We start from the raw sequence: 26,022 nt of genomic DNA, 5'->3' as shown, positions 1-26,022 counted from the left end.
CCAAATGAAAGATTCCAAGAATTGGGAAATGCAATCGACGCTGAAAAATAATTAAAAGCCGATGGTCAGACAGACTGTCGGCTTTTTTATTTTGATTAATTACAGATATTTTTAGAATCATCATATATTAAAGAAATAAAAATGAGCAATACCTATAAATCCGCTGGCGTGGATAAAGAAGAAGGTTACAAAACCGTTGATAAAATCAAAACGGCCGTTGCAGAAACGCACAACAAAAATGTTTTGAATAATCTCGGAAGTTTCGGTGCTTTTTATGAAATCGCAGGCTATAAAAACCCTGTTCTCGTAAGCGGAACCGATGGAGTAGGAACCAAACTGAAAGTGGCGTTAGATTCTAAAAAATACGATTCTATCGGCGTCGATTGCTTTGCAATGTGTGCGAATGATATTATTTGTCACGGTGCCAAACCATTATTTTTCCTCGATTATTTAGCCTGCGGAAAACTGGATGCAGATATTGCTGCCGAAATTGTCATGGGAATGGTGAAGGCATGTAAAGACAATAACTGCGCACTGATCGGTGGCGAAACTGCCGAAATGCCGGGAATGTATAAACCGGGCGATTATGATGTCGCTGGATTCTGCGTTGGGATCGTAGAAAAAGATCAGATCATCGATGGTTCGAAAATTAAAGCGGGCTGCAAAATTATCGCTTTACCAAGTTCGGGATTTCACTCGAATGGTTTTTCACTGGTAAGAAAAGTATTTACGGATTTTAACGAAGAGTTTGAAGGAAAACCTTTGTATGAAACACTTCTTGTCCCGACAAGATTATATTACCAACCGATTCATCAGATTTTAGAAGAAATTGCGCTGTGCGGAATTGCCCATATTACCGGCGGCGGAATTATCGAAAATATTCCGAGAATAATTCCGGAAAATTTGTGTGCTACAATTGATACTTCAAAGATTAAAATCCCGTCCGTGATGCTCGAACTGGAAAAACGCGGAAACATCGACCGTCTGGAAATGTACGGAACCTTCAATATGGGAGTCGGCATGGTTGTGGTTGTTGATGAAAAGCATGCAGATAAAGTTTTGAATCTCATTGATGATGCTTACGAAATCGGTGAAATCACGGAAGGTTTGGAGAAAATACAGTTAATTTAATATTTTAAAGAATCGATAAATAGAAGGTTGAAATGAATTACTCATTATCCATTACTTATTATTAATGTAAATGAAGAATATCGTTGTTTTGGTCTCCGGCGGCGGAACCAATTTGCAAAGAATTATAGACTGCATTAAAAGCGGAGAAATTCCGAATGCAAAGATTGCGATGGTCGTTGCAGACCGGGAATGTTTCGGTTTGGACCGGGCTCAAAATCAGGGTATTCCAACGCAGTTGATTCAGAGAGGCAAAACGTTCTCTGCGGAATTAAAAAAGATTCTTCCAGAAAACACAGATTTAATTGTGCTCGCTGGATTTTTATCTATTTTAAATAAAGAATTCTGCGAATCATTTCCGGGAAAAATCATCAACATTCATCCTGCTTTACTGCCGAAATTTGGCGGCAAAGGAATGTGGGGACATCACGTTCATAAAGCAGTTTTAGCCGCTGAGGAAAAAGAAAGTGGAGCAACGGTTCATTATGTAACTTCTGGAATTGATGAAGGTGAAATCATCCTTCAAAAATCATTTGAAATTTCAGATAACGAAACCTTAGAAAGTCTGTCGGAAAAAATTCATAAGATAGAATATGAGATTTTTCCAAAAGCGATCAATAGAATACTCAGAATTCCCAGCTAGAAAAAGGAGAATTGAAAAAGAAAATAATCTAATAAAAAGTAAAAAAAGAAAAATGTCAAAAAAAAGAGCGCTTATCTCCGTTTCCGATAAATCCGGACTCGTAGATTTTGCAAAGTTTTTAGAAGCAAACAATTACGAATTGATTTCTACGGGCGGAACTTTTAAACATTTAAAAGAAGCAGGTTTAAATCCGATTCAAATTGATGAAGTCACCAGTTTTCCCGAAATGTTAGATGGCAGGGTAAAAACTTTACACCCAAAAGTTCATGGCGGACTGCTTGCCATCCGATCAAATGAGGACCATATGAACACGGTGACCGAGCATGAAATTATCCTGATCGATATGGTTGTGGTTAACCTTTATCCGTTTTTTGCCCATGCGAATACCGATATTTCTTTAGAAGAAAAAGTTGAATTCATTGATATTGGCGGGCCGTCAATGTTGCGGTCCGGCGCCAAGAATTTTCAGTCTGTTACCGTAATTACTAATGTTGAAGATTATGCTGTTATTCAAAAACAAATCGAAGAAAACGGCAATACCACTTTAGAAACAAGAAAAAAATTAGCCGGTAAAGTATTTAATCTGACTTCCGCTTATGATGCTGCAATTGCGCAAATGCTTTTAGAAGAAGACTATCCACAGTACTTAAATGCTTCTTATCAGAAAGTTTCCGATTTAAGATATGGCGAAAATCCGCATCAGACGGCTGCATATTATGTTTCAACAACGGAAAACGGGGCGATGAAGGATTTTGAAATTTTAGGCGGCAAAGAACTGTCTTTCAATAATCTTCGCGATATGGATTTGTGCTGGAAAGTCGTCAATGAATTTAAAGATGAAATGGCCTGTTGTGCGGTGAAACATTCCACGCCATGCGGAGTTGCCATCGGAACAACAGCGGTAGAAACCTATAAAAAAACATTTGAATGCGATCCTGTTTCAATTTTCGGTGGAATTATCGGAATGAATTTTAAAGTTGATTTCGCTACGGCTGAAGAACTCAGTAAAACATTTTTAGAGATTGTGATGGCTTCGGATTTTGATGAAGATGCGGTTGAGCTTTTGAAAAAGAAAAAAAATCTGCGTATCATTAAAATTAAAAATCCGGTTTCTGATCAGCAAACCTGGGTGAAAATCGATGGTGGAATGTTGGTTCAGGATAATGACAATCAATTTTCTGAAGACATTAAAACCGTTACTGTTTTTAAACCCACAGCCGAGCAGGAAAAAGCGTTATTATTCGCACAAAGGGTTGTGAAATATGTAAAATCAAATGCGATTGTTGTGTCCAACGGCGTGCAGGCATTGGGAATCGGCGGTGGGCAGGTGAACAGAATTTGGGCAACCGAACATGCTGTAGAAAGAGCAAAACTAAAATTTGAAGGAGATTTGGTTTTAGCTTCCGATGCATTTTTCCCATTCAGAGATGTTGTTGACTTTTGTGCGAAAGAAGGCATCAAAGCAATCATTCAACCCGGGGGAAGTATGCGCGATGAAGATAGCATCGAAGCAGCAAACGAACACGGTATTCCAATGATGTTTTCCGGAATGAGACACTTTTTGCATTAATTTTGCTATTCTACATTTAGAATGGAAATTTTTTCCATCTCGATTTGAAATCCACTTTCAATTGAGTAATTTTGTAAAAAGCAAACAAATAATAAACTGTGAAATCGCTTTAAATAAAATTTGATTCAATAATGGATCAAGTTAGCGATTCCATTTGACCGTTAAACATTAATAAATAAACTACAAATGAAAATTTTAATAGTAGGAAATGGCGCCAGAGAATCTGCGGTAGCTTTAAAGCTTAGCAGCGATAAAAGGATTACGAAAATGTATTTCGCCAAAGGAAATGCAACCACAGAATCGCTGGGGCAAAATGTATATGAAGACAGCATCGAAGGGTTGCGGGATTTCGTGATCAAAGAAAGAATAGATTTAACGGTCGTAGGTCCGGAAGCTCCTTTAGTTGCAGGCATTGTAGACGAATTTAAAAAACATAATCTTAAGATTTTCGGTCCGAGAAAAAGAACTGCAGAACTGGAAGGAAGCAAGGCGTTTTCTAAAAAATTCATGCAGACTCACAATATCAAAACGGCGAAAGCGAAGGTGTTTGAAGCGTATCAGGATGCCATTGATTACGTAAGAACACAAAAGTTTCCTTTGGTCATTAAAGCCAGTGGTCTTGCCGGAGGAAAAGGTGTTGTAATTGCTGACGACCTGGCTGAAGCCGAAACGACCATTCACCAGTTTATGATCGAAAGAATTTTTGGTGATGCCGGTATTCAGTTGGTGATCGAAGAATATTTGAGAGGTTTTGAAGCTTCGATTATCGCCTTTTCAAACGGGGATAAATTGTTCCCATGTATTCCGGTAAAGGATTATAAAAAAGCCGGATCGGGTGATACAGGACCCAACACCGGTGGTATGGGAAGCGTTGCCCCAAGTCCGGAATTTACAGAAGCTCATCAGAAAGATTTTAACGAAAATATCCTGAAACCGACACTAGCAGGACTTCATGCTTCAAATATCCGTTTCAAAGGTTTTATCTTTTTCGGTTTAATGGTTACAGAAAACGGAACTTATTTGCTGGAATATAACATGAGATTGGGTGATCCGGAAACGCAGGTAATTATGGCGCTGATGGAAAACAATCTCTACGATGTAATCATGGATTGCCTGGAAGGAAATGATATCGAACTGAAATTCAGCGACAAAAAAGCAGTGTGTTTGGTAATGTGTTCCGGCGGCTATCCAAGACAAATTGAAACAGGTTTTGAAATTCGGAATACCGAGAAAGTGACGAGTCAACTTCTTTTTGCCGGAGCCAGGGTGAAAGGCAGCCAGATTCTGACGACTGGCGGACGCGTTCTAAGTCTGGTTGCAACAGGTGATACTTTCGACGAAGCCCGTAAAAAAGTGTACCAGGATGCAGACATCATTCACTACGATTACGAATATTACAGAGACGACATCGGTAAGTTTTAACTCATAAGGCGTGGTTTTTCCACGTCTTTTTTTCTATTTTTTTAAAGCTGTTTCCTGCTTTTCATTACAATTCCTTATTTCGCACCAGGTAAAAAGAGCCAAGTAAAAAGTAAAAAGAGCCAAGTAAAAAAACTAATTTAAAGCAGTTTAGAAATTATAACAGATAATCATTTTATAACGACATCAAAGTCTATTATCTATAATCTATCTGTCTATTATCTATCATCTATCATCTATCATCAAAAAATTCATATATGCAAAACGGAATCATCATCCTCGATTTTGGATCACAATACAATCAACTCATCGGACGGAGAATCCGCGAAATGGGCGTTTATTCAGAAGTCCTTCCTTTTAATACCCCTTTAGCAGAAATCTTAGAACGGGAGCCTTCAGGAATAATTCTTTCCGGTGGACCAAGTTCAGTAAACGCTGAAAATGCCAGTCTAGTAGATAAAGCACTCTTCGAACAAAATATCCCTGTTCTTGGAATTTGCTATGGAATGCAATTAACGACTCATTTATTGGGTGGAAAAGTGAAAAAAGGAGAAAAAGGAGAATATGGAAAAGCCAAACTTCAAATTCAAAAATCAAACGCTTTACTTTCTGGCGTAAGTCGCTTCTCTACCGTTTGGATGAGCCATTTCGACGAAGTGGAAACCTTGCCCGAAGGTTTTGTCATCAACGGAATGACCGATGTTATTTCTGCAATTTCCGACGAATCGAAGAAAATCTATTGTGTGCAGTTTCACCCCGAAGTTTCTCATACCGAAGAAGGTACCAGAATGATGGAGAACTTTGTTTTCAATATTTGTAAATCACCAAAAAACTGGAAGCTGACCAATTATATCGACACAACTATTGCGGAAATTAAAGAAAAAGTAGGTGATCAAAAAGTAATTCTCGGACTTTCCGGAGGGGTAGATTCATCGGTGGCTGCTGTTTTAATTCATAAAGCGATCGGCGATCAGCTGCAATGTATCTTCGTTGATACCGGACTTTTGAGAAAAGACGAAGGCAAAAAAGTAATGGAAAATTACGGCGAACATTTCAATTTAAAAATTAAAATGATCGATGCTTCAGAAAGATTCCTGTCTAAACTTAAAGGGGTCTCTGATCCTGAGCAAAAACGAAAAGTAATCGGAAACGAATTTGTCGCGGTTTTTGATGAAGAATCACATAAAATTGAAGGAGCGAAGTTTCTGGCCCAGGGAACGATTTATCCGGATGTCATCGAAAGCCAGAGTGTAAAAGGACCGTCTTCTGTAATTAAATCTCACCATAATGTCGGCGGGCTTCCCGAAGAAATGGATTTTGAATTGCTTGAACCTTTGCGCGAACTCTTCAAAGATGAGGTTCGTAAAGTAGGCGAGGAGCTCGGTATCCCTCATCATTTGGTTCACCGTCATCCTTTTCCAGGCCCCGGATTGGGAATCAGAATTTTAGGCGAAGTGGATGAAGATAAAGTAAGAATTCTTCAGGAAGCTGATGATATTTTTATCGGGGAATTATACAAGAATGATTTATACGATAAAGTTTCCCAGGCATTTGTAGTTTTACTTCCTGTAAAATCTGTCGGAGTAATGGGCGACGAAAGAACTTACGAATATACCGCGGTTGTTCGTTCTGCCAATACCACCGATTTTATGACCGCAACCTGGAGCAGACTTCCGTACGAATTTTTGGATACCATTTCCAATAGAATTATCAATGAAGTTCGTGGGATAAACCGCGTTGCTTACGATATTTCAAGCAAACCACCAGCGACGATCGAGTGGGAGTAATTTGACAATTTTACTGAAATAATATCGTATAACTATTCCCCTTTTTTTAATAATTGGGGAATACTTTTTGAAAGTAATTGTAAAACATTTTTATGTTCGATAAACAGCAAAGAAAATTGAGGCGATCCGCAAAATTAATTTCTATTTTTAGCAAATATGGGTTCAAAGATATTTTAGCCAGAATGAATCTTGTGAAAAACAATGAACCTTCTGTCGATGAAAATGAAATCGTGCTGACCAATTCCGTTTATGAAAGAATAAGAATGGCTTTGGAGGAATTGGGACCTACTTTTGTGAAATTGGGTCAAACGTTTTCTAGCCGCGAAGATTTGTTGCCTCCCGAACTAATTGTAGAATTGCAGAAACTTCAGGACAAAGTCGAAGAAGTCGATCTGAATCTGGAAGAGATTTTAGAACTTGAATTCAATATTTCACCGGACGAATATTTTCGGAAAATTCAGAAAAAACCTATGGCCACGGCCTCGATTGCGCAAGTCTATAAAGCGGTTTTAAATGACGGTTCAGAAGTAATTCTAAAAGTTAAAAAGCCAAATGTTCAGGAAAATATTCAGGATGATCTATTGCTGATTTACGATTTGATAAAAGTAATTACAACCTATTCCGACATTGGAGCGAGACTCAATTTAAAGAGCGCCGTTTCTACCTTCGAAAAATCTTTGTTGGAAGAAATTTCTTTAACCAATGAAAAGAATAATATCCAACAGTTTGCGCTCAATTTTAAAAATAATAAAGAAACGTATGTCCCGAAAATTTATGAGGAGTTTTGCAGTAACAATATCCTCTGCATGGAATTTATTGATGGAATAAAGATCACCAATAAACAAGAGCTTTTAGAGAATGGAATTGATCCGGTGAAAATTTCGGAAGTTGGTTTGCGCGTCTTTGTTTCCCAGATTTTAGATTACGGATTTTTTCACGCAGATCCTCATGCGGGCAATGTTTTGGTGAAGAAAGACGGTAAAATAGTTTTCATTGATTTCGGTGCCGTCGGAAAAATTCAGCCCAATGATAAAGAAATTCTGGAACAATTAATTGTGGCTTTTGTGTCGAAGAATGCCGCGAAGATTGTTAAATATTTGAAAAAAATGGCGGTGAGTTATGAGATTCCGGATGACAAAGCTTTTCAAAATGATGTGGAAGAGGTTCTCAATTTTGTACACAGCGGTTCTCTGAAAAACATTGATGTTCCGAAATTGGTCGGTAAAATGATCCATACATTAAAGAATAACCGAATCAATATGCCGGATTATTTATACCTGCTTTTGAAAGGGATTAGTTTAATAGAAGGAGTTGGCAGAAGCATTAATCCGGATTTAGATATTGTAAAGAGCCTGAAACCTTTTACTAAAAAAATAATTTTTAATAAAATCTCACCGAAAAAACTCGTGAAATCCGGCTCTGAGAAACTCTTGGAGCTCAGTGAAAATTTAGAAGAAATCCCAAAAGAATTGCGCTCACTTCTACAAAAGTTAGATGAAAATAAATTTACCATTACCAGCGAAATTAAAAATATTGACAAAACGCATCAACTCATAAAATCCAGTATTGTCAATCTTATTTTAGCCATGATATTGTGTGCCAATATAATTGCTGCGGCGATTCTCTGGAATTCAGCAAGTGCTTATAATGTTGGAGATATCCCGCTTTTGATTGTCTTGAATTCTATACTTTCAATTGTTCTAATGATTGTCATTTTTTTAAGAGTACTAAAAAGATAGTTTTTAGAGTAAAAAAACTTTTTACTCTGTTTTATTCTAATAAATATTGAAATAAAAAAGACTTATGTCAGATAAAAAACACAAAGAAAACATAAGAACACCCAATTTTTTATTTTAAAACTTTTATGCATATCCGTAATTAGTAATATTGTTAAAACTTCTTCTCCCTTGCTAAATGAAACGCCTTTGTGAATCTTAAAAACACAAGTAAAACACAAGGTATGTAAATAAAATCTTTGCGAACTTTGTGTTAAAACTTTGCATTATGATTGAGAGCAGACATATATAAAAATTTTTAATGCTTTATAAAAAAATTAGATATATTCTAATCCTCTCAAAAAAACTATCTTTGCAAAATGGAAAAAATGACCTTTGCCGATTTCGATCTTCCCGAAAAAATTCTTGATGTTTTAGCGGATTCTAATTTATTTGAACCGACACCGATTCAACAGAAAACCCTGAGCCCGATTCTTTCAGGACGGGACGTGATGGGAATTGCGCAAACTGGTACCGGAAAAACTTTGGCGTATCTCCTCCCGGTTCTTAAAACCTGGAAATACAATAAAACGGGCAACCCAACAGTGCTTATCCTTGTACCAACCCGTGAACTGGTCGTTCAGGTTGCTGGAATTGTTGAGCATTTAACCCAAAATATTACGGCCAGAGTCATCGGGATTTATGGTGGAAAAAATATTAAAACTCAAAAGTTACTTTTCGCAGACGGTTGCGATATCCTCGTAGGAACGCCCGGAAGAGTAATGGATTTGGCGATTGATAATGCAATTTCATTAAAAGAAGTGAATAAATTAATCATCGATGAATTTGATGAAATGCTGAATCTTGGTTTCAAAGCGCAGTTGACACACATTTTCCAGATGATGAAAGATAAAAGACAGAATATTCTTTTTTCTGCGACCATGACCGAAGCAGTAGATGCTTTGCTCTACGAATATTTTTCCGGTCCGATGGAAATTTCATTGGCGAAATCAGGAACGCCGCTGGAGAAAATTGAACAGGTTGGTTATAAAGTGGAAAACTTTAATACCAAAATCAATTTGCTGCAACATCTTTTACAAACAGATAAAGACTTTTCGAAAGTTCTTATTTTCTGTAATAATAAGAAGCATGCCGATTTACTTTATACCAAAATCGAAGAACTTTTCCCGGATCAGTTCGATGTAATTCACTCTAATAAATCACAGAATTACCGTTTGAATGCGATGAAAAGTTTCGAATCCCAGGAAGTCCGCGGATTGATTACTACCGATATTATGGCGCGTGGTTTAGATATTTCAGATATTACCCACGTTATTAATTTTGAAATTCCAGAAGTTCCAGAGCAGTATATCCACAGAATTGGTAGAACCGGTCGTGCAGATAAAAATGGTATAGCTGTTTCTTTTGTGACTAAAAATGAAGACAGCCACTTATTAGATATAGAAATTTTAATGGATAAAGCGGTAATCATCAAAGATTTTCCGGCTGAAGTTAAAATCAATCCGGTGAAAATCGCTTCTGAAAAAGATGAAGTGGTGATGAAAAATGCCCATACGGTAAAGCTGGAAGATGGTGGTGGCGCATTTCACGAGAAGAAAGACAAAAACAAAAAAGAAAACTGGGGTGGTCCTCATGCCAGAAAGATTCCGAAAAAAATTGGAGCCAACCGAGCACAGGAAAAAGCAAAATCAAAAGCGAAAAAAAAGAAATAATCCTTTAAAAATTTATTTTTAAAAACTTAGCACCGGTTTAAAAATGATAAATCTTTAAACCGGATGTCATAAAAGAAAATCCCAAAAAGGACAGTCTCCAAAAGAGCAAAAAAGGAAATTTCTTACGATAGTTTCCTTTTTTGATCTTTTGAAAGATTTAAAAAAATATCACTTTTGTGCCTTTTGTGGTTTTTAAAGCAAATCTACTGGCTCTTAAGCATAAAAAAAGCAACCCGAATTCGAGTTGCTTTAATTTTGTCTGGAAAATGATTATTTTCTTAAACCAAGTTCTGCAATAATAGCTCTGTAACGATTAATATCTTTTTTCTTAAGATAATCTAAAAGTGCTTTTCTTTTTCCTACTAAAAGTACTAAAGAACGCTCTGTTGCGTAGTCTTTGTGGTTTCTTTTCAGGTGACCTGAAAGGTGGTTAATTCTGTAAGTAAAAAGGGCAACCTGTCCCTCTGCGCTTCCAGTGTCTGTGTCAGACTTTCCATGTTTTCCGAAGATTTCTTTCTTCTTGTCAGTTGTTAAGTACATTCCAATATTGTTTTAATGATTATTATGTAACGGGTGCAAAAGTACAACTAATTATTTAATCTTGAAAGCATTATCGCTTTTGTAAATCAGAAATTTAATAACAAATGTTAAATAAATCTTAAAATTCTATTGTCTATATGATTGGATGGCAGTATCTTTGCAGTACAAAACACATGAAAAATCTTTACTTAATTAAAACACATTTTACAGTCTTCTTACTGTTAACTTCTTGCTGTGTAGTTTCTGCCCAGATTGGTTTGTTGAGTAGAGATACCAAAATTCATCAGATACTTTATTTCAATCCTGAAGTTTTCCCTGATATTGAAGAAATAAAAGAACCTACTTATTCCGCTTTTTTCTCAGCACTGTCTGATCAGTTAAGTTCTTCTAAAAACAGCAAATTGCTGCGGGTAGATTATAATATTCCTTATGACGATGCAGAAACGAAGCTGATTAGTGAGTTTTGTGAAAATAATAATGCCCAATATGCGGTAGTTCCGAAAGTAAAATATTTTAAAGTAGGATTTGGGAAGTATGTTTTTTCTAATCAGGTGATTGTAAGCATGAAAATTTACAGTTCGACTGGTGAATTACTCGCAGAGACTTCTTATGATACCTACAGAAAGAACGGTCGCCTTCTGGGTTCTGCAGAAAATTCCATCAAAATAGGAACCACAGGCGCACTTAAAAATATCAATAAAATTCTTCGTAAAAAGTACCGTTCGACAGCAAACGCTTCAACCGAATTCGACATTTTCCCGGAGAATCAGTTTTCTTATAATTAAAAATTGGGCTCTTGATTTTGTACGGAAAATTAAATTTTGAGCTGAATATTTTTTTTAAAATTAAAATTACAGACAAACGCAAAGACATAAAATTTCCTGTAAAATTCTACTTAAAACGCAATTTCGGTTTCGCAGATTGGAAATTTTGTGGTTTTAAACTTTAAATTCTTCTCCTTTTTTAAACATTTAACGCATTTAGAATATTAAAATCTCCATTTGGAATTGGTGAGCCAATTTTTTGGTCTTTTGAATTCTTAAAAAACATTTGAGCTTTTTCCTCAAAAAATACTTTTTGTATAATATTGGTAAATAGTGTTTTATCCGATGCAAATGGATACAAACGATAGTAAGCGGTTCCGTACCGACTAATTTTTGAAAGCTTGTGAACCTTTGCAGTAGAGATTCGGGAAAGACAGTGAGACTCGTTTCTAATGTTTAATTATATAAATCTAATGCCATGTCACTAAGAAACAAAATTACCCTAGTGGGTAGAACAGGAAAAGACGTAGAAATTGTACAATTTGAAAACGGAAAGTTGGCCAGAGTAAGTTTGGCAACTACCGATCATTACACCAATGCCATGGGTGAAAAAGTAGAAGAAACACAATGGCACAACTTGGTCTGCAGCGGAAAAACAGCAGATATTATGGAAAAATACGTCGAAAAAGGAAAGGAAATCGCCGTGGAAGGAAAAATCGTATACCGAAACTATGATGATAAAGATGGCCAGAAACGCTACATTACGGAAGTTCGGGTTTTAGAACTTTTGCTTTTGGGCAGTAGATAGAAGGGATAAGCAAAACCGGATTTTCCCCATGAAATCTGGAAATCCGGCTTGCTTTCCCTTTTGAAAATTAATATTAAAAACACAAATACCATGAAAATTCAAATATTTAAAATCAGATTATCAGATGAATTCATTTACAATGATCAAAAAAGGCTCGACCGTTTTCTCCAGCAAAACACCATTCTGAAGTACGAAACCGCTTTTGTAAAAGACGAAGAAAGTTATTGGTCTGTTGTTCTTTATTTCGAAGAATTGGAATTGCAGATCAATGAACCGAAATCTGAAAAATACAGTGTAGAAAAGGAAGTAGAACTCTCCATAGATGAAATAAAAATTCTCGACTCGCTCAAATTATGGCGGTCGGAAAAAGCAAAAGATCAAAAACTGCCGGTTTATTTTATCGCAACCAATAAAGAACTCTTCTCAATTGCGAAATACAAGCCTGCCAAAAAAGAAGAGTTGCTCGAAATCAAAGGTTTCGGTAAACATAAAATCGAAAACTACGGCCAGGAAATTATTGAGATTTTAGAAACCGTTTAAAAACACAAAAACTATATATTTTCAAAAACCGGAGAAATTTTCTTCGGTTTTTTTGATTTGTAAATTCCTCAGATCGAGACTCTTTTTTAGGGTACTAAATCAGCAAGTTTTATTAAATTTATAAAATGGAAACAATTATTAGAAAAATTCAGAAATCAGATAATGGCGCTTTGGCAATAATAATACGAAGTTGCTTTCATGATTTTGAAGTTCCTACACCGGGAACTGTTTATGAAGATGCAGCGACAGATCATTTATACGAGTTGTTCAGCAAAGAAAACTCAGCATTGTTTGTCGCAGAATTAGACGGCAAATTATGCGGTTGTTGCGGGATTTTCCCTACCGAAGGTTTACCGGAAAAATGTGGTGAACTCGTTAAGTTTTATATCCATCAAGATTGTCGTGGAAAAGGATTGGGCAAAAAATTAATGGAAAAAAGTATTGAGTTTGCAAAAAAATCGGGTTATCAATCCATTTATATTGAAAGTTTACCCGAATTTTCTACCGCAGTTTCCATCTATGAAAAGCAGGGTTTCACTTACTTAGAAAAACCATTGGGCAATTCGGGACATAGCGGCTGCAACCTTTGGATGATCAGGCATTTTTAGGGATTTAGATTAATATTTCCGTATTTTTGCAGACTGATGCAAGTATATTGCCAGCATAATTAATCAACACCTATTATTCATTACGATACCTATGAAACCCAGTTTAGCCAAAGGAACCAGAGATTTTTCCGCCGAAGAAGTTTACCGGAGAAAGTTTATTATCAATATTTTACAAAAGAATTTTGAACTGTTTGGTTTTCAGCCTTTAGAAACACCAAGTTTCGAAAACCTTTCCACTTTAACCGGAAAATACGGCGAAGAAGGCGACCGTTTGATTTTCAAAATTCTGAATTCCGGTGACTTTGCGTCGAAAACAAAAGACGAAGACTGGTTGGCCAAAAACTCGCAAAAGTTAATTTCGCAAATTTCCGAAAAAGCATTGCGTTATGATTTAACGGTGCCCTTCGCCAGATATGTTGCCATGAATCACGGTCAAATGACTTTTCCTTTTAAGCGGTATCAGATTCAACCGGTGTGGCGCGCAGACCGTCCTCAGAAAGGACGTTTCCGCGAATTCTACCAATGCGATGCGGATGTGGTGGGAAGCGTGAGCTTATGGCAGGAAATAGAGTTGGTTCAACTGTATTTAAAGTCATTTGCTGAACTTAAAGTGAATGTTGTTCTTCATTTGAACAACCGAAAAATTCTTTCTGGTCTGGCAGAATTTGCCGGGATTTCAGATCAGCTGATCGACTTTACGGTGGCGCTCGACAAACTCGATAAAATTGGAAAAGAGGGAGTTGTTAAAGAGCTTTTAGAAAAAAACATCAGTCAGGACTCTATAGATAAACTGGATTTTCTTTTTAATCAAAGTGAAAAAGCACTGGAGAATTTAGCACAGTTAAAAGAGAAATTTCAGGGAAATGAAATCGGAACGGCTGGCGTAGAGGAGTTGGAATTTGTATTGACGAAATCTTTTGAATTGGGGATTTCTGAAGAAAGTTTAAAATTCGATATTACTTTAGCACGTGGGCTCGATTATTATACCGGCGCAATTTTCGAAGTGAAAGCGACTGATGTTGCGATGGGGTCCATCGGCGGCGGTGGCAGATATGATAATTTAACCGAAGTTTTCGGTGTGAAAAACATTCCCGGAATTGGGATTTCTTTCGGTCTAGACCGAATTTATCTGGTCATGGAAGAACTTGGTTTATTTCCTGAGGATTCTATAAACGTGGTGCAATATCTTTTTGCCAACTATGGCGAAAACGAATCTTTAGCGGCCATGAAAGTGATTGGTCAACTTCGGTCAAAAGGCATTTCTGCAGAATTATATCCGGAATCTGCAAAACTGAAAAAACAATTTACATACGCTGAGAAAAAGGGAATTCCCAATTTGGTTTTCTACGGAGAACAGGAAATTTCAGACAGGGAAATAACCATTAAGAATTTAAAAACGGGTGAACAGATTATTCAGTCGGTAGAAGAATTTTTAGATTAAACAAAGGTAACCACAAGATTCAGAATCTTGTCACGGTTACAGAATTAATAACTCAAAAAATGTGGTGGATCTACGCTTTACTTTCTGCCTTATTTGCAGCAGCGACAGCGATTTTTGCTAAAGTCGGTGTAGAAAATGTAAACTCTAATCTGGCGACTGCTATCCGAACAGTCGTTGTTTTAATCATGATTTGGATGATCGTTTTCTTCCGAAATGAATATAAAGCGCTCGGAGAACTTTCGTCACGAAACTGGATTTTCCTCATCATATCGGGATTTGCAACCGGTTTTTCCTGGATTTTTTATTTTAAAGCTTTGCAAATGGGCGAAGTCTCAAAAGTAGCCGGGATTGATAAACTCAGTTTGGCGTTGACTATAATTTTTGCCATCATATTTTTAGGCGAAACATTAACCTGGAAAACAGCAGTCGGCGCTTCTTTAATTATCGCCGGAACTTTATTTTTAATCTGGAAATAATGGAAAATTATCTCGATATCAATCGTAAATTATGGAATGCAAAAGTAGATTCGCATTTAAAATCTGATTTCTATTTCGTAGATGAGTTTGTAAAAGGACGAACTTCTTTAAACTCCATTGAACTGGAGCTTTTAGGCGATATCAAAGACAAAAACATTCTTCATCTGCAATGTCATTTCGGACAGGATTCTATTTCACTTTCCCGTTTAGGAGCAAAAGTTACAGGAATCGATCTGTCGGATAAATCGATTGAGGCAGCAAAGAAATTAGCGCAACAGTGTGAAACAGATACTCAGTTTTTAGTTTCAGATGTCTATGATTTGCCAAATGTTTTACATCAAAAATTCGATATTGTTTATGCGACTTATGGCACAATTGGCTGGCTTCCCGATTTGCAGAAGTGGGCCGAAGTGATTGCTCATTTTCTAAAACCTGGGGGTAAATTGATCTTCGTAGAATTTCATCCCGTGGTTTGGATGTATGATGACGACTTCACTTTTGTCAAACACAGTTATTTTAATAATGAACAGATTATTGAAACCAATCAGGGAACATATGCCGATCCACGTGCCGATTTGATGAATGAAGAAGTGAGTTGGAATCATTCCCTTTCAGAAGTTTTTACCAGTTTATCAAGTGAGGATCTCCTTCTGCAAAGCTTTCAGGAATACAATTGGTCTCCATATCCGTGTTTCCGGCATATTGAGGAAGTCGAAAAAGGAAAATATCAAATCCCACAATTTGAAAATAGAATTCCGCTCGTATATTCCCTGGTTGCCGAAAAAAAATAAATACAGAAATGTTGCTTTTAAATCACAAAAATTTGTATCATTGCAAATCCGAAATTTACTTTGTAAAATTTGGATTTTAAAATGGGGGATTAGCTCATCTGGCTAGAGCGTTAGACTGGCAGTCTAAAGGTGGTCGGTTCGATCCCGATATCCTCCACAAAAAAGAAGCCGTCTCATAACTATATGAAACGGCTTTTTTTATGGTTTTCTCACGGACTCCTGTTCGAGCATAGGGTTCAAATATTAGAATCTCTGAGGGTTAGTTGGAGTATTGAGACACTTTCTTTGTTTTAATAATGTGATGAGCTCAAGCCCGTAAATTTTCACTGTTTTCGATATGCATTCCTTTTGCTGAAGAAATACTAGGTAAATGATCATAACAGTCACTAACATTAGTTTTGATTTTTTTTCTCCATCAATATAAAGGGATTTTAGCTTAAAATTTTCCATAGTATTCCAAACCATCGCGGTGCGTTCAGGTTTTTTTTCGGTAATATTTTTGATATGATGCAGGTCTGCGGATTCTGCAATTTCTAAATCGCCCGGGAAACTCGATCATGTTTTTTTAATTCGGTTAAATGGAGTGGAAATCAATTCTTAAATTAATTTTTTGAGGCTGCTTTAATTCATTATTTTTAATTCTAAATTAAAATTCAATCTAGAATTCTTAACTTATTATCCTATAAAAATTCCGTATTTTTGCCAATCCCGAAAATTCAAATTTCGAGGTTTAAAAATGAAAGATCCTAAAGAATATATAGAAGTTTACGGAGCCCGTGAACACAATTTAAAAAATATCGATGTTAAAATTCCGCGCAATGAACTGGTCGTAATCACCGGGCTTTCAGGAAGTGGGAAATCATCGTTGGCTTTTGATACGATTTTTGCGGAAGGTCAGCGAAGATATATCGAAACTTTTTCGGCGTATGCCAGACAATTTCTCGGTGGACTGGAAAGACCGGATGTTGATAAAATCGACGGACTTTCTCCCGTGATTGCGATTGAACAGAAAACGACGAATAAAAATCCACGTTCTACCGTAGGAACAGTCACCGAACTGTATGACTTTTTACGTCTGCTTTTTGCCAGAGTTTCAGATGCATACTCTTTAACGACTGGGCAAAGACTGGTAAGTTACACCGAAGAACAGATTTTAGAGGCCATTAAAAATAATTATAAAGGAGAGAAAGTAATGTTGCTTGCTCCGGCAGTTCGTTCCCGAAAAGGGCATTACCACGAACTTTTTGTGCAGATGGCTAAGAAAGGATATGGTCAGGCAAGAATTGATGGCGAGATTCTGGATATTGAATATGATCTAAAACTCGACCGTTACAAAACCCACGACATCGATATCGTGATCGACCGGTGGATTATCGGCGAAAACGCATCTGAAGCCAGAATGGAACAATCCTTAAAAACTGCGTTGCACATGGGCGAAGGAGTGATTGGAATTCAAAAATTAGCAAGTGAAAATATAGAGTATTTCTCTAAAAATTTAATGGATGCCGACACCGGACATTCATTGTCTTTGCCGGAACCGAATACTTTTTCGTTTAACTCTCCGAAAGGAAGTTGCCCGTATTGCAAAGGTTTGGGCATGGTGAAAAAAGTGAATACCGACTATTTTGTAGAAAACCCGAAACTTTCTATCAATCAGGGTGGTTTGCTGCCGTTAGAAGACATTAAATCTAACAAATGGATTCTGGGTCAGATTAAAAATATCTTGGAGATTTTTGGTCTTTCTATGGCAACGCCGATTAAGGATATTCCGAAAGAAGCCCTGGATTACATCTACCACGGTTGCCACAAAGAAATCAATAAAGATTTAAAACTGGCAGGAATTAATAAGAAAATCAAAGTCAATTTCGATGGTTTAGTTTCCTTGATTAATGAAATGATTGATGACAAAGAAAGTTACGATGCTACTTTGTTAGAACGCCATTTCACCACAGAAGAGGTTTGTCCGGACTGTAACGGAGCGCGTTTGCAGGCGTCCAGTTTAAGTTTTAAAATCGATGGCAAAAATATCGCAGAAATTAATGCTTTATCGCTTCTTGATTTAAAAGAATGGTTGATTCAGGTTGAAGATAAATTCAGCAAAAACAATAAAATCATCGCTCACGAAATTCTAAAAGAAATCAAAACCAGACTGCAGTTTCTGCTCGATGTCGGTTTGGATTATCTGAGTTTGAGCAGAAGTTCACGAACGCTTTCCGGCGGGGAATCTCAAAGGATTCGTTTGGCAACACAAATCGGTTCACAACTGGTGAATGTGCTTTATATTTTAGATGAACCGTCGATTGGTTTGCACCAAAGAGATAATGAAAGACTTATTGCATCTTTGAAAAACTTACGCGATATCGGAAATTCTGTAATCGTTGTAGAACATGACAAAGATATGATTATGGAAGCCGATGAGGTCTTGGATATCGGTCCGCGTGCAGGGAAATTCGGTGGTGAAGTTCTTTGGCAGGGAAAACCGAAAGATTTATTAAATGCCGATACCATCACCGCAGATTATCTGACCGGAAAACGCAAAATAGAAGTTCCCGAAGTTCGCAGAGAAGGAAATGGAAAAACACTAATTCTAAAAGGTGCGACCGGAAATAATCTGAAGAATGTCAATTTAGAAATTCCGCTTGGAAAACTGGTTGTTGTGACAGGAATTTCAGGAAGTGGAAAATCTTCTTTGATTAATGGAACTTTGTATCCAATTTTAAATCAGCATTTTTATAGAGCCGTAAAAGAACCTTTACCCTACAAAAAATTTGAAGGAATTGATAACATCGACAAAATAGTTGATGTGGATCAAACGCCGATTGGCAGAACACCGCGTTCGAATCCCGCAACTTATACCGGAATGTTTACCGATATCAGGAATCTTTTTGCTGAACTTCCCGAGTCTAAAATCCGGGGTTACAAAGCGGGACGGTTTTCCTTTAATGTAAAAGGCGGACGTTGCGAAACCTGCCAGGGCGGAGGTTTGAAAGTGATTGAAATGAATTTCCTGCCTGATGTGTACGTTCATTGCGAAACCTGTAATGGCAAACGTTTTAACCGTGAAACTTTAGAAGTCCGTTATAAGGGAAAATCCATTTCTGATGTTTTGGAAATGACGATTGATGAAGCCACCGAATTTTTCCAGCCGATTCCTAAGATCTTTTCCAAAGTAAAAACCATGCAGGATGTCGGTTTGGGATATATCACGCTTGGTCAGCAATCTACAACTTTGAGTGGAGGAGAAGCGCAACGGATTAAACTCGCCACAGAATTATCGAAAAGACAAACCGGAAATACTTTGTATATTTTGGATGAACCAACGACCGGATTGCATTTTGAAGATGTAAAAGTGTTGATGGACGCCATCAATAAATTGGTCGAACTGGGGAATTCGTTTATTATCATTGAACATAATTTAGATGTAATTAAATTGGCAGATCATATCATCGACATCGGTCCGGAAGGTGGTTACCGCGGTGGAGAAATCATTGCCAAAGGAACGCCCGAAGAAGTCGCCAAATCAAAAAAATCTTTAACTGCAAAATTCTTGAAAAGAGAATTAAACAGTTAAAGTAATTATTTAAAAAATCAAAAACCGAATGTGATGTTCGGTTTTTTTATTTTCTTTTACTTTGTATTATAAAAAAGTAAATAATGGATCCATTTGTTGATGTCGCTTTACGGAGTCTCGCAGTCTATCTTTTTATGTTTGCCGCAATCCGGGTTTTTGGAAAGAATCAACTTTCGCAGTTAAATGCAGGTGATATTGTGTTGCTTCTTTTGATTTCAAATGCCGTTCAGAATGCAATGGTGGGTTCTAATGTAAGTTTAGAAGGAGGTTTGGTCGCGGCACTGGTTTTATTTATAGCCAATTTTATCGTTAAAAAAATAATTTTCAAAAATCCAAAGATTAAAAGTCTGGTAGAATCTGATCCGATCATTTTAATCAAAGACGGCGTCGTGGATAATTTAAAAATGAAGGAACAGGAAGTTAGTTTTGATGAGTTGGAAGAAGCTGTCCGGGAACACGGGATCGAAAAAATCATCGATGTGAAACTGGCAGTTTTGGAAGTTGACGGTAACATCAGTGTTATTTCTATTGATAAGGAAACCGGCTCTACCAAATTTTCACGCCGCCGTCGAAAATTCCCCAGAAAAAGCCATAAGTTTTAAGGAACTGTTTGAAAATATAAATCTTTAAACCATAAAGTGACAAAGAATAAAAGTGGAGAACAGGATTTCCATAAAAATGCAAAATGGGAATGCAGGAATCAATTCAACTTTTGTATGACTGATTTTTCGAATTGCTCTTTTGATTCTTTGGCGGCAAAAAAAATAAATAGGCTCTTATCAGAAATTATAATTTAGAAAACAATGAATTACGAAATACGACCAATGCGTCCCGAAGATGGCGATAAAGTTTTAGAAATTTTTCAACAGGGAATTAACGGTGGAAATGCGACATTCGATAAAGTTGCACCTGCCTGGGAAGCCTGGGATACCAAACATTTTAATGTGTGCCGTTTCGTCTTAGAAAATGAAACGGATGAAGTGGTGGGTTGGTGCGCCCTGCAACCTGTCAGCAATCGCGATTGTTTTAAAGGTGTTGCCGAAGTCAGCATTTATTTAGACACTTCAGTTCAGGGAAAAGGACTGGGAACCGTGATGATGAAAAAACTGATTCTCGATAGTGAAGAAAACGGCTTCTGGACTTTACAGGCCGCAATATTCCCCGAGAATACAGTGAGCGTGAAAATTCATGAAAAGCATGGTTTTACGATGATCGGCACAAGAGAAAGAATTGGCGAAATGAACGGAAAGTGGCGAAATGTTGTGTTACTCGAAAGAAGAAGCAGGGTAGTGGGAATTTAGATGATAAATTTTTATTTTATATTATTTGTATTGAATAAAAAGCAGAAATTTGCAGCAGGAATGATTGATCCGATGAAAACCTTTTAAAAACTTTACTCTTAACTCTATTCAATGCCAAAAGAATTTCAATTTCAAGTATCGCCCCAAGTTGCTGCCAGCGAAGATTTATTAGCACAACAGGTCGCAAAATTCTGTAAAATAAGTCCGGAAGAAATTCTTAAAGCAGTGGTTTTGAAACGCTCTTTCGATGCCCGGCAAAAGGCGGTGAAAGTAAATATTAAAGGAATTGTTTATTTAATTGGTGAAGATTATACTCCCGCTAAAATTGAATTACCGGACTATCCAAATGTCGCGAACAGGCAGGAAGTAATTGTGGTGGGCGCTGGTCCTGCCGGATTGTTTGCTGCTTTACAACTGATAGAACTGGGACTGAAACCGATTGTTTTAGAGCGCGGAAAAGAGGTGCGGGGCCGTCGCCGTGATTTGAAAGCCATTAATGTTGACGGAATTGTAAATGAAGATTCTAATTATTGCTTTGGCGAAGGTGGAGCAGGAACTTACTCTGACGGAAAATTATATACCCGTTCAAAAAAGCGCGGCGATATCGATCGTATTTTAGCACTTTTTGTTGGTTTTGGAGCTACTCCAGATATCATGGTCGATGCCCATCCCCATATCGGAACCAATAAACTGCCCCAAATTATTCAGGATATCCGTGAACAAATTATCGCTTGTGGCGGAGAAGTTTTATTTGAAACCCGCGTCACCGATTTTGTGGTGAAAAACAGCGAAATGCAGGGTGTTGTTCTGCAGAATGGAAACATCATTTCAGTCAATAAAGTTATTTTAGCAACGGGACATTCCGCACGGGATATTTTCGAATTGCTGCATAAGAAAAATATTTATATTGAAGCCAAACCTTTTGCTTTGGGCGTACGAGCAGAACATCCCCAGGAATTAATTGACCGGATTCAGTATTCCTGCGATTATCGTGGTGAGTTTTTGCCACCTGCACCGTATTCTGTGGTGAAACAGGTCAACGGCCGCGGAATGTACTCATTTTGTATGTGTCCGGGCGGTGTCATTGCGCCGTGTGCGACGAGTCCTGGCGAAGTGGTTACGAATGGTTGGTCGCCTTCCAAAAGAGATCAGCCCACCGCAAATTCAGGAATTGTGGTCGAGTTGAAATTAGAGGATTTCAAACCTTATCAAAAATTCGGACCTTTAGCAGGGATGGAGTTTCAGAAAGCAATCGAGCAGAAAGCCTGGCATTTGGCGGGCGAAACTCAAAAAGTTCCTGCGCAGAGAATGGTCGATTTTACCCAAAATAAAATTTCGCAAAATATTCCCAAAACCTCTTATGTTCCCGGAACGACATCGATTGAAATGGGAGAAGTTTTCCCGGGATTTTTAAGTCAGATTATGCGGCAGGGATTTGTAGAATTTGGAAAATCCATGAAAGGATACATGACGAATGAAGCGATTTTGCACGCACCGGAAAGCAGAACTTCGTCTCCGGTTCGGATTCCGAGAGATTCCTTTTCTTTGGAACATCTTCAGATCAAAGGTTTGTATCCGTGTGGCGAAGGAGCAGGTTATGCGGGTGGAATTATTTCTGCTGCAATTGATGGGGAAAAATGTGCTTTGAAAGTGGCGGAAAGTTTAAATTTAAAATAGATATTGATTAAAATTTCGAAAGTTTTTTTAGTGAAAATTTGAAGTCATAAAAACGAATTAACAGGACAAATTTGATGTCGTTTTCATAGAGATAATCAGTAGGTTATAGAAGTTTCCATTTTAATAAAGTAAAAAATCGAACTTATTTATGAGTTGGCATCATCATTGAAAGGTCTAAAGTTAAATCTTTAAAATTTCAATAATGAAAAATCTATTCAAAATACTATTAGGAGCAGGTTTGGCGGTTACGCTTACTTCTTGCGGTGCGACCCAGAATCCGTACGGAAACAGTTACCCCAATGATGGAGTAAATAATGGTACGGTTTACAGAGCCGGAGACGGACAGGTTTACCGCCGCGGTGAAGTCTATCGCGACCGAAACGGAAATGTGTATCAAAACGGAACGGTAATCCGAACAGGAGACGTGTACGGACAACCCGGTGTTTTAGGAAGAAACGGAAACCAAACCGTGTATTATCCTAATCAAAACCGAAAAAACCTTCCACCAGGACAGGCGAAAAAAATCTACGGTGGTAAAGCAACTGATTACGCGAAAGGGCAACAGAAAAAAAGAAATAATCAGTGGGAAAAATCTCGTGATGACGACTACAGAGATCGGAATTATAAGGATTACAAAAAGGGCAAAGACCACAATAAGAAATACAACAAAAATCGCAAAGACCGTAAAGACGATTAAAATAAAAAGGTGGGAAAATAATTTCCCACCTTTTTTCTTTCATTTTTACTTGAAAACTACTTGTCGATCGATCCTAAAACCTTTTGAGCAAAAGAGTTCAGCGCGTCTCTTTCCGCCATTCCGGTCGCAACATTTGCATGAACTTCGAGTGCGCCGCAGATATTGGTAATCAATTCTCCGGCAACGTTAAGATCTTCTTCAGTTGTTCCTCTGAATTCCGTAAATGCTTCGATGACTTCTAAAGTTTTCTCTAGATTTTCTACAGACTGCGTTTGGTAAAACTGTCTGATTACAGGTAATTTCATTAATTAAGTTCTTTAAAAAGATTAATAAGACTTTCTGCCTGATTCGATTGAACCTGATTCACCAGCTCTCCTTTACTGAAAATAGCAAACGTTGGTAAATTATCTACTTTTGCTAATTTTCTGCTTTCAGGTAATTTTTCTGCATCGACGTATAGAAAAGGAATGTCTTCATTTTCTGCCGCCAATTTTTTGAATTTAGGTTTCATAATCCGGCAGTTTCCACACCATGTCGCGCCGTATTGCACCACAACTTTATCGTTGTCTGCTACGATTTGCTGCAAAGTGTCATCTGCTAATTCTGTATACATAATTCTTTTTTTTTAGTTTTTGTGAGACGCTAAATATTCTGCGGTAGAAGTTCTGTTTGCTTTCATTGCATCTTTTCCTTCTTCCCAGTTTGCAGGACAAACTTCACCGTGTTTTTGTACGTGAGTGTAAGCGTCGATTAATCTTAAAAATTCTTTCACGTTTCTTCCTAACGGCATATCGTTCACCGCTTCATGGAAGATTTTTCCAGTTTCGTCTACCAAATAAGTAGCTCTATACGTTACATTTGATCCTGTGAAAGATTCGTTTCCTTCTTCATCATAATCAAAATCCTGATCTACAATTCCTAAAAGGTTTGCTAACTGTCTGTGCGTATCTGCCAGGATCGGGTAAGTAACTCCTTCGATTCCACCGTTGTCTTTTGGGGTGTTTAACCAGGCAAAGTGTACTTCATTGGTGTCACAGGAAGCACCGATTACTTTGGTATTTCTTTTTTCAAATTCACCTAAAGCCTCCTGAAAAGCGTGAAGTTCTGTCGGGCAAACAAAAGTGAAATCTTTTGGGTACCAGAATAAAAGAACCTTTTGTTCGTTCTTGGTTGCTTCTTCAAAAATGTTGATTTTTAAATCATCACCCATTTCAGACATTGCATCGATGGAGATGTTTGGGAATTTTTTTCCTACTAATGACATAATATTGTTGTTTTAAAATTTCTGATGCAAAAGTACAAATTTCTCATCAATCAAAAAATGATTTTCGATTTATAAAATCTATAACGTTGAAAGTTTTTTCTCATTTAAAATTAAAGTTATAAATTCACACAACAAAATTTTTAAAATGAAAAAAGTACTGATAATTATCATCGTGGCTTTTATACTGATACAGTTTTTTCCGATTGATAAGAATAATCCCGTTGCCACACCGCAAATGGATTTCTTAAAAATTAAAAACACCCCGGAGAAAACGGCTAATTTAATTCGAAATGCCTGTTACGACTGTCACAGCAATGAAACAAAATATCCGTGGTATGCGAATACGCAGCCATTTGGTTGGTTTCTGGAAAGCCATATTAAAGAAGGCAGAAAAGAGCTGAACTTCTCGACTTTTGCAACTTACGAGACGAAACGGCAGATCAAGAAATTGAAAGAAGCTGTTGAAATGATGGAGGAAAATGAAATGCCGCTGGATTCTTATGTAATCCTTCATCCCGAAGCTAAATTAAATGCGGCGGATAAAAAGCAAGTGATCGATTATTTCAAATTTATGGAGAACGACACGCGTATTTTAAATGATTTACCGACTTCAGTTGAAAAATCTGATTTTAAAGTTAAATAATGACAAAAATTGATCCTTCCAAATATTACGTTCTCTATGATGGGGAATGCGGCTTCTGTAATTTCTGGGTGCACTGGATCTTAAAAAAAGATTCGAAGAATAATTTTCTGTTTGCTGCTTTGCAATCGAATTTTGGTCAGCAGTTTTTAAGCGAAAGGAATTTGGAAGTAAAAAACCTCAGCACTCTTTACCTTTGGAAACCTGAAAAATATTATTTACAGAAATCACAGGCTGTTTTCAAGGTTTGTGAACTCATCGGAGGATCGTATCAACTATTATCTTATTTGCGGTTTTTGCCAACTTCGCTGACTGATTTCTTTTACAACAGCGTAGCGGCAAACAGGAAAAAACTCAATTCTGGAGCCTGCGAAATTCCTACTGCAGAAGAGCGGAAAAAGTTTGTGGAGTAGATGATATAGTGCTTCGCAGAAGATAAGAGATGACAGACGGGAGATTCCTTTTTGCACATTATATCCTTTCTCTGAAAGTTAAAAAAAGAAAGGGTGATACTTTTTTGAAATATCAGTTTCGGTATCAACAGGAACGCGCTTTAGCCCGTTTATCCATTAATATTTCCCAAAGGTTATAACCGAAACTTATTTTGATAATTATAAAATTGCTTTAATCTTTTAAAAAAAAAATTCTAAATCCCGATTTTAATTCGGGAATTGAAGTCATGAACGGGTCTGCGTGAGGACGCAGGTGGAAATCCTTTTTTTTCTAAGTCTTCTTTTTGAACAAATTCTTTCTAAAAAAAAGATTGGAGCCGAAGACCGACCCAAATGGAGGGGAAAGCGTTGTTAGGGCTACAAGCCCTAACAGCGCTCAGCAACGGCAATGAAGGGGCACGCCCAAAAAATTACAGCAAACTAAAACCATTAACCTCAACAAATTCTTATATTTGCA

The 26,022-nt window shown here is 37.2% G+C and carries 25 protein-coding genes and 1 tRNA gene; 22 read left to right on the top strand and 4 right to left on the bottom strand.

From position 1 onward, the window contains the following. Positions 1 to 141: 141 nt before the first annotated feature. The 7 genes from purM (at position 142) to QF004_RS08460 (ending at position 9,995) form a co-directional block, all read left to right on the top strand. Positions 142 to 1,131 (top strand): phosphoribosylformylglycinamidine cyclo-ligase, encoded by a 990-nt coding sequence (purM, locus tag QF004_RS08490; RefSeq protein ID WP_133440080.1) that lies wholly within the window; start codon positions 142 to 144, stop codon positions 1,129 to 1,131. A gap of 70 nt (positions 1,132 to 1,201) precedes the next feature. Next, the gene (purN, locus tag QF004_RS08485; protein WP_307425020.1) at positions 1,202 to 1,771 is read left to right on the top strand and encodes a phosphoribosylglycinamide formyltransferase; all 570 of its coding nucleotides are present in this window, start codon (positions 1,202 to 1,204) and stop codon (positions 1,769 to 1,771) included. 52 nt (positions 1,772 to 1,823) lie between these two features. Beyond that, on the top strand, positions 1,824 to 3,341 hold the full coding sequence (gene purH, locus QF004_RS08480; protein WP_307425017.1) for a bifunctional phosphoribosylaminoimidazolecarboxamide formyltransferase/IMP cyclohydrolase: 1,518 nt from the start codon (positions 1,824 to 1,826) through the stop codon (positions 3,339 to 3,341). A 186-nt stretch (positions 3,342 to 3,527) separates the two neighbouring features. Further along, on the top strand, positions 3,528 to 4,763 hold the full coding sequence (gene purD / locus QF004_RS08475; protein WP_307425015.1) for a phosphoribosylamine--glycine ligase: 1,236 nt from the start codon (positions 3,528 to 3,530) through the stop codon (positions 4,761 to 4,763). Positions 4,764 to 5,017: 254 nt separating this feature from the next. Then, positions 5,018 to 6,547 (top strand): glutamine-hydrolyzing GMP synthase, encoded by a 1,530-nt coding sequence (guaA, locus tag QF004_RS08470; protein WP_307425012.1) that lies wholly within the window; start codon positions 5,018 to 5,020, stop codon positions 6,545 to 6,547. A 92-nt stretch (positions 6,548 to 6,639) separates the two neighbouring features. Then, positions 6,640 to 8,286, top strand: coding sequence for an AarF/UbiB family protein (locus tag QF004_RS08465; protein ID WP_307425009.1), 1,647 nt, complete (start codon positions 6,640 to 6,642; stop codon positions 8,284 to 8,286). Between the two features lie 356 nt (positions 8,287 to 8,642). Continuing rightward, entirely contained in the window at positions 8,643 to 9,995 is a 1,353-nt protein-coding gene (locus tag QF004_RS08460; RefSeq protein ID WP_307425007.1) for a DEAD/DEAH box helicase, read from the top strand. A 270-nt stretch (positions 9,996 to 10,265) separates the two neighbouring features. Here the strand turns inward: QF004_RS08460 and rpsO are convergent, their stop codons facing one another. Continuing rightward, positions 10,266 to 10,535, bottom strand: a complete 270-nt coding sequence (gene rpsO / locus QF004_RS08455) for a 30S ribosomal protein S15 (protein WP_133440087.1) — start codon at positions 10,533 to 10,535, stop codon at positions 10,266 to 10,268. Positions 10,536 to 10,708: 173 nt separating this feature from the next. Here rpsO and QF004_RS08450 point away from each other — a divergent pair, with 173 nt between their 5' ends. The 13 genes from QF004_RS08450 to QF004_RS08390 all read left to right on the top strand — a co-directional run bounded on the left by QF004_RS08450 (position 10,709) and on the right by QF004_RS08390 (position 23,209). Continuing rightward, on the top strand, positions 10,709 to 11,320 hold the full coding sequence (locus QF004_RS08450; RefSeq protein ID WP_307425002.1) for a pyruvate decarboxylase: 612 nt from the start codon (positions 10,709 to 10,711) through the stop codon (positions 11,318 to 11,320). A gap of 457 nt (positions 11,321 to 11,777) precedes the next feature. Continuing rightward, positions 11,778 to 12,107 carry a single-stranded DNA-binding protein gene (locus tag QF004_RS08445; protein WP_307425000.1) on the top strand — a complete coding sequence of 110 codons (330 nt, stop codon included), beginning with the start codon at positions 11,778 to 11,780 and terminating at the stop codon, positions 12,105 to 12,107. Positions 12,108 to 12,197: 90 nt separating this feature from the next. Continuing rightward, positions 12,198 to 12,647 carry an HRDC domain-containing protein gene (locus QF004_RS08440; protein WP_307424997.1) on the top strand — a complete coding sequence of 150 codons (450 nt, stop codon included), beginning with the start codon at positions 12,198 to 12,200 and terminating at the stop codon, positions 12,645 to 12,647. A 125-nt stretch (positions 12,648 to 12,772) separates the two neighbouring features. Beyond that, on the top strand, positions 12,773 to 13,255 hold the full coding sequence (locus QF004_RS08435) for a GNAT family N-acetyltransferase (RefSeq protein WP_307424994.1): 483 nt from the start codon (positions 12,773 to 12,775) through the stop codon (positions 13,253 to 13,255). Positions 13,256 to 13,346: 91 nt separating this feature from the next. Beyond that, positions 13,347 to 14,696 (top strand): histidine--tRNA ligase, encoded by a 1,350-nt coding sequence (hisS, locus tag QF004_RS08430; RefSeq protein ID WP_307424989.1) that lies wholly within the window; start codon positions 13,347 to 13,349, stop codon positions 14,694 to 14,696. A 59-nt stretch (positions 14,697 to 14,755) separates the two neighbouring features. Beyond that, the gene (locus QF004_RS08425) at positions 14,756 to 15,172 is read left to right on the top strand and encodes an EamA family transporter (protein WP_282905051.1); all 417 of its coding nucleotides are present in this window, start codon (positions 14,756 to 14,758) and stop codon (positions 15,170 to 15,172) included. After that, complete coding sequence (locus QF004_RS08420) at positions 15,172 to 15,963, top strand: bifunctional 2-polyprenyl-6-hydroxyphenol methylase/3-demethylubiquinol 3-O-methyltransferase UbiG (protein ID WP_307424986.1); 792 nt, start codon at positions 15,172 to 15,174, stop codon at positions 15,961 to 15,963. The genes QF004_RS08425 and QF004_RS08420 overlap by 1 nt, the downstream gene beginning before the upstream one ends. Before the next feature lie 83 nt (positions 15,964 to 16,046). Then, positions 16,047 to 16,120 (top strand) — tRNA-Ala (locus QF004_RS08415). Between the two features lie 579 nt (positions 16,121 to 16,699). After that, positions 16,700 to 19,534, top strand: coding sequence for an excinuclease ABC subunit UvrA (gene uvrA / locus QF004_RS08410; protein ID WP_307424983.1), 2,835 nt, complete (start codon positions 16,700 to 16,702; stop codon positions 19,532 to 19,534). An 83-nt stretch (positions 19,535 to 19,617) separates the two neighbouring features. After that, on the top strand, positions 19,618 to 20,136 hold the full coding sequence (locus QF004_RS08405) for a DUF421 domain-containing protein (RefSeq protein ID WP_307424980.1): 519 nt from the start codon (positions 19,618 to 19,620) through the stop codon (positions 20,134 to 20,136). Between the two features lie 201 nt (positions 20,137 to 20,337). After that, entirely contained in the window at positions 20,338 to 20,835 is a 498-nt protein-coding gene (locus QF004_RS08400) for a GNAT family N-acetyltransferase (RefSeq protein ID WP_133440095.1), read from the top strand. A 111-nt stretch (positions 20,836 to 20,946) separates the two neighbouring features. After that, complete coding sequence (locus tag QF004_RS08395) at positions 20,947 to 22,512, top strand: NAD(P)/FAD-dependent oxidoreductase (protein WP_307424975.1); 1,566 nt, start codon at positions 20,947 to 20,949, stop codon at positions 22,510 to 22,512. Positions 22,513 to 22,714: 202 nt separating this feature from the next. Beyond that, the gene (locus QF004_RS08390; protein ID WP_307424972.1) at positions 22,715 to 23,209 is read left to right on the top strand and encodes a hypothetical protein; all 495 of its coding nucleotides are present in this window, start codon (positions 22,715 to 22,717) and stop codon (positions 23,207 to 23,209) included. A 56-nt stretch (positions 23,210 to 23,265) separates the two neighbouring features. Here the strand turns inward: QF004_RS08390 and QF004_RS08385 are convergent, their stop codons facing one another. Genes QF004_RS08385 through QF004_RS08375 form a run of 3 tightly spaced genes read right to left on the bottom strand, consistent with a single transcriptional unit; the run spans position 23,266 to position 24,473 of the window. Beyond that, positions 23,266 to 23,514: a hypothetical protein gene (locus tag QF004_RS08385; protein ID WP_133440097.1), complete on the bottom strand. Its 249-nt coding sequence runs from the start codon at positions 23,512 to 23,514 to the stop codon at positions 23,266 to 23,268. Further along, entirely contained in the window at positions 23,514 to 23,822 is a 309-nt protein-coding gene (locus tag QF004_RS08380) for a co-chaperone YbbN (RefSeq protein ID WP_133440098.1), read from the bottom strand. The genes QF004_RS08385 and QF004_RS08380 overlap by 1 nt, the downstream gene beginning before the upstream one ends. 12 nt (positions 23,823 to 23,834) lie before the next feature. After that, entirely contained in the window at positions 23,835 to 24,473 is a 639-nt protein-coding gene (locus tag QF004_RS08375) for a peroxiredoxin (protein WP_133440099.1), read from the bottom strand. Between the two features lie 145 nt (positions 24,474 to 24,618). Between QF004_RS08375 and QF004_RS08370 the strand changes: the two genes are divergently transcribed. Both QF004_RS08370 and QF004_RS08365 read left to right on the top strand, forming a co-directional pair. Then, positions 24,619 to 25,116 carry a heme-binding domain-containing protein gene (locus QF004_RS08370; RefSeq protein WP_307424966.1) on the top strand — a complete coding sequence of 166 codons (498 nt, stop codon included), beginning with the start codon at positions 24,619 to 24,621 and terminating at the stop codon, positions 25,114 to 25,116. Continuing rightward, a complete protein-coding gene (locus QF004_RS08365; protein ID WP_133440101.1) occupies positions 25,116 to 25,526 on the top strand; it encodes a thiol-disulfide oxidoreductase DCC family protein in 411 nt (136 codons plus the stop codon). Before QF004_RS08370 ends, QF004_RS08365 begins: the two co-directional genes overlap by 1 nt. Positions 25,527 to 26,022 lie beyond the last annotated feature (496 nt).

This window comes from Chryseobacterium sp. MDT2-18, from assembly GCF_030815285.1.
GTDB lineage: Bacteria > Bacteroidota > Bacteroidia > Flavobacteriales > Weeksellaceae > Kaistella > Kaistella salivictor.
This window is presented reverse-complemented; position numbering and strand designations above follow the sequence as displayed.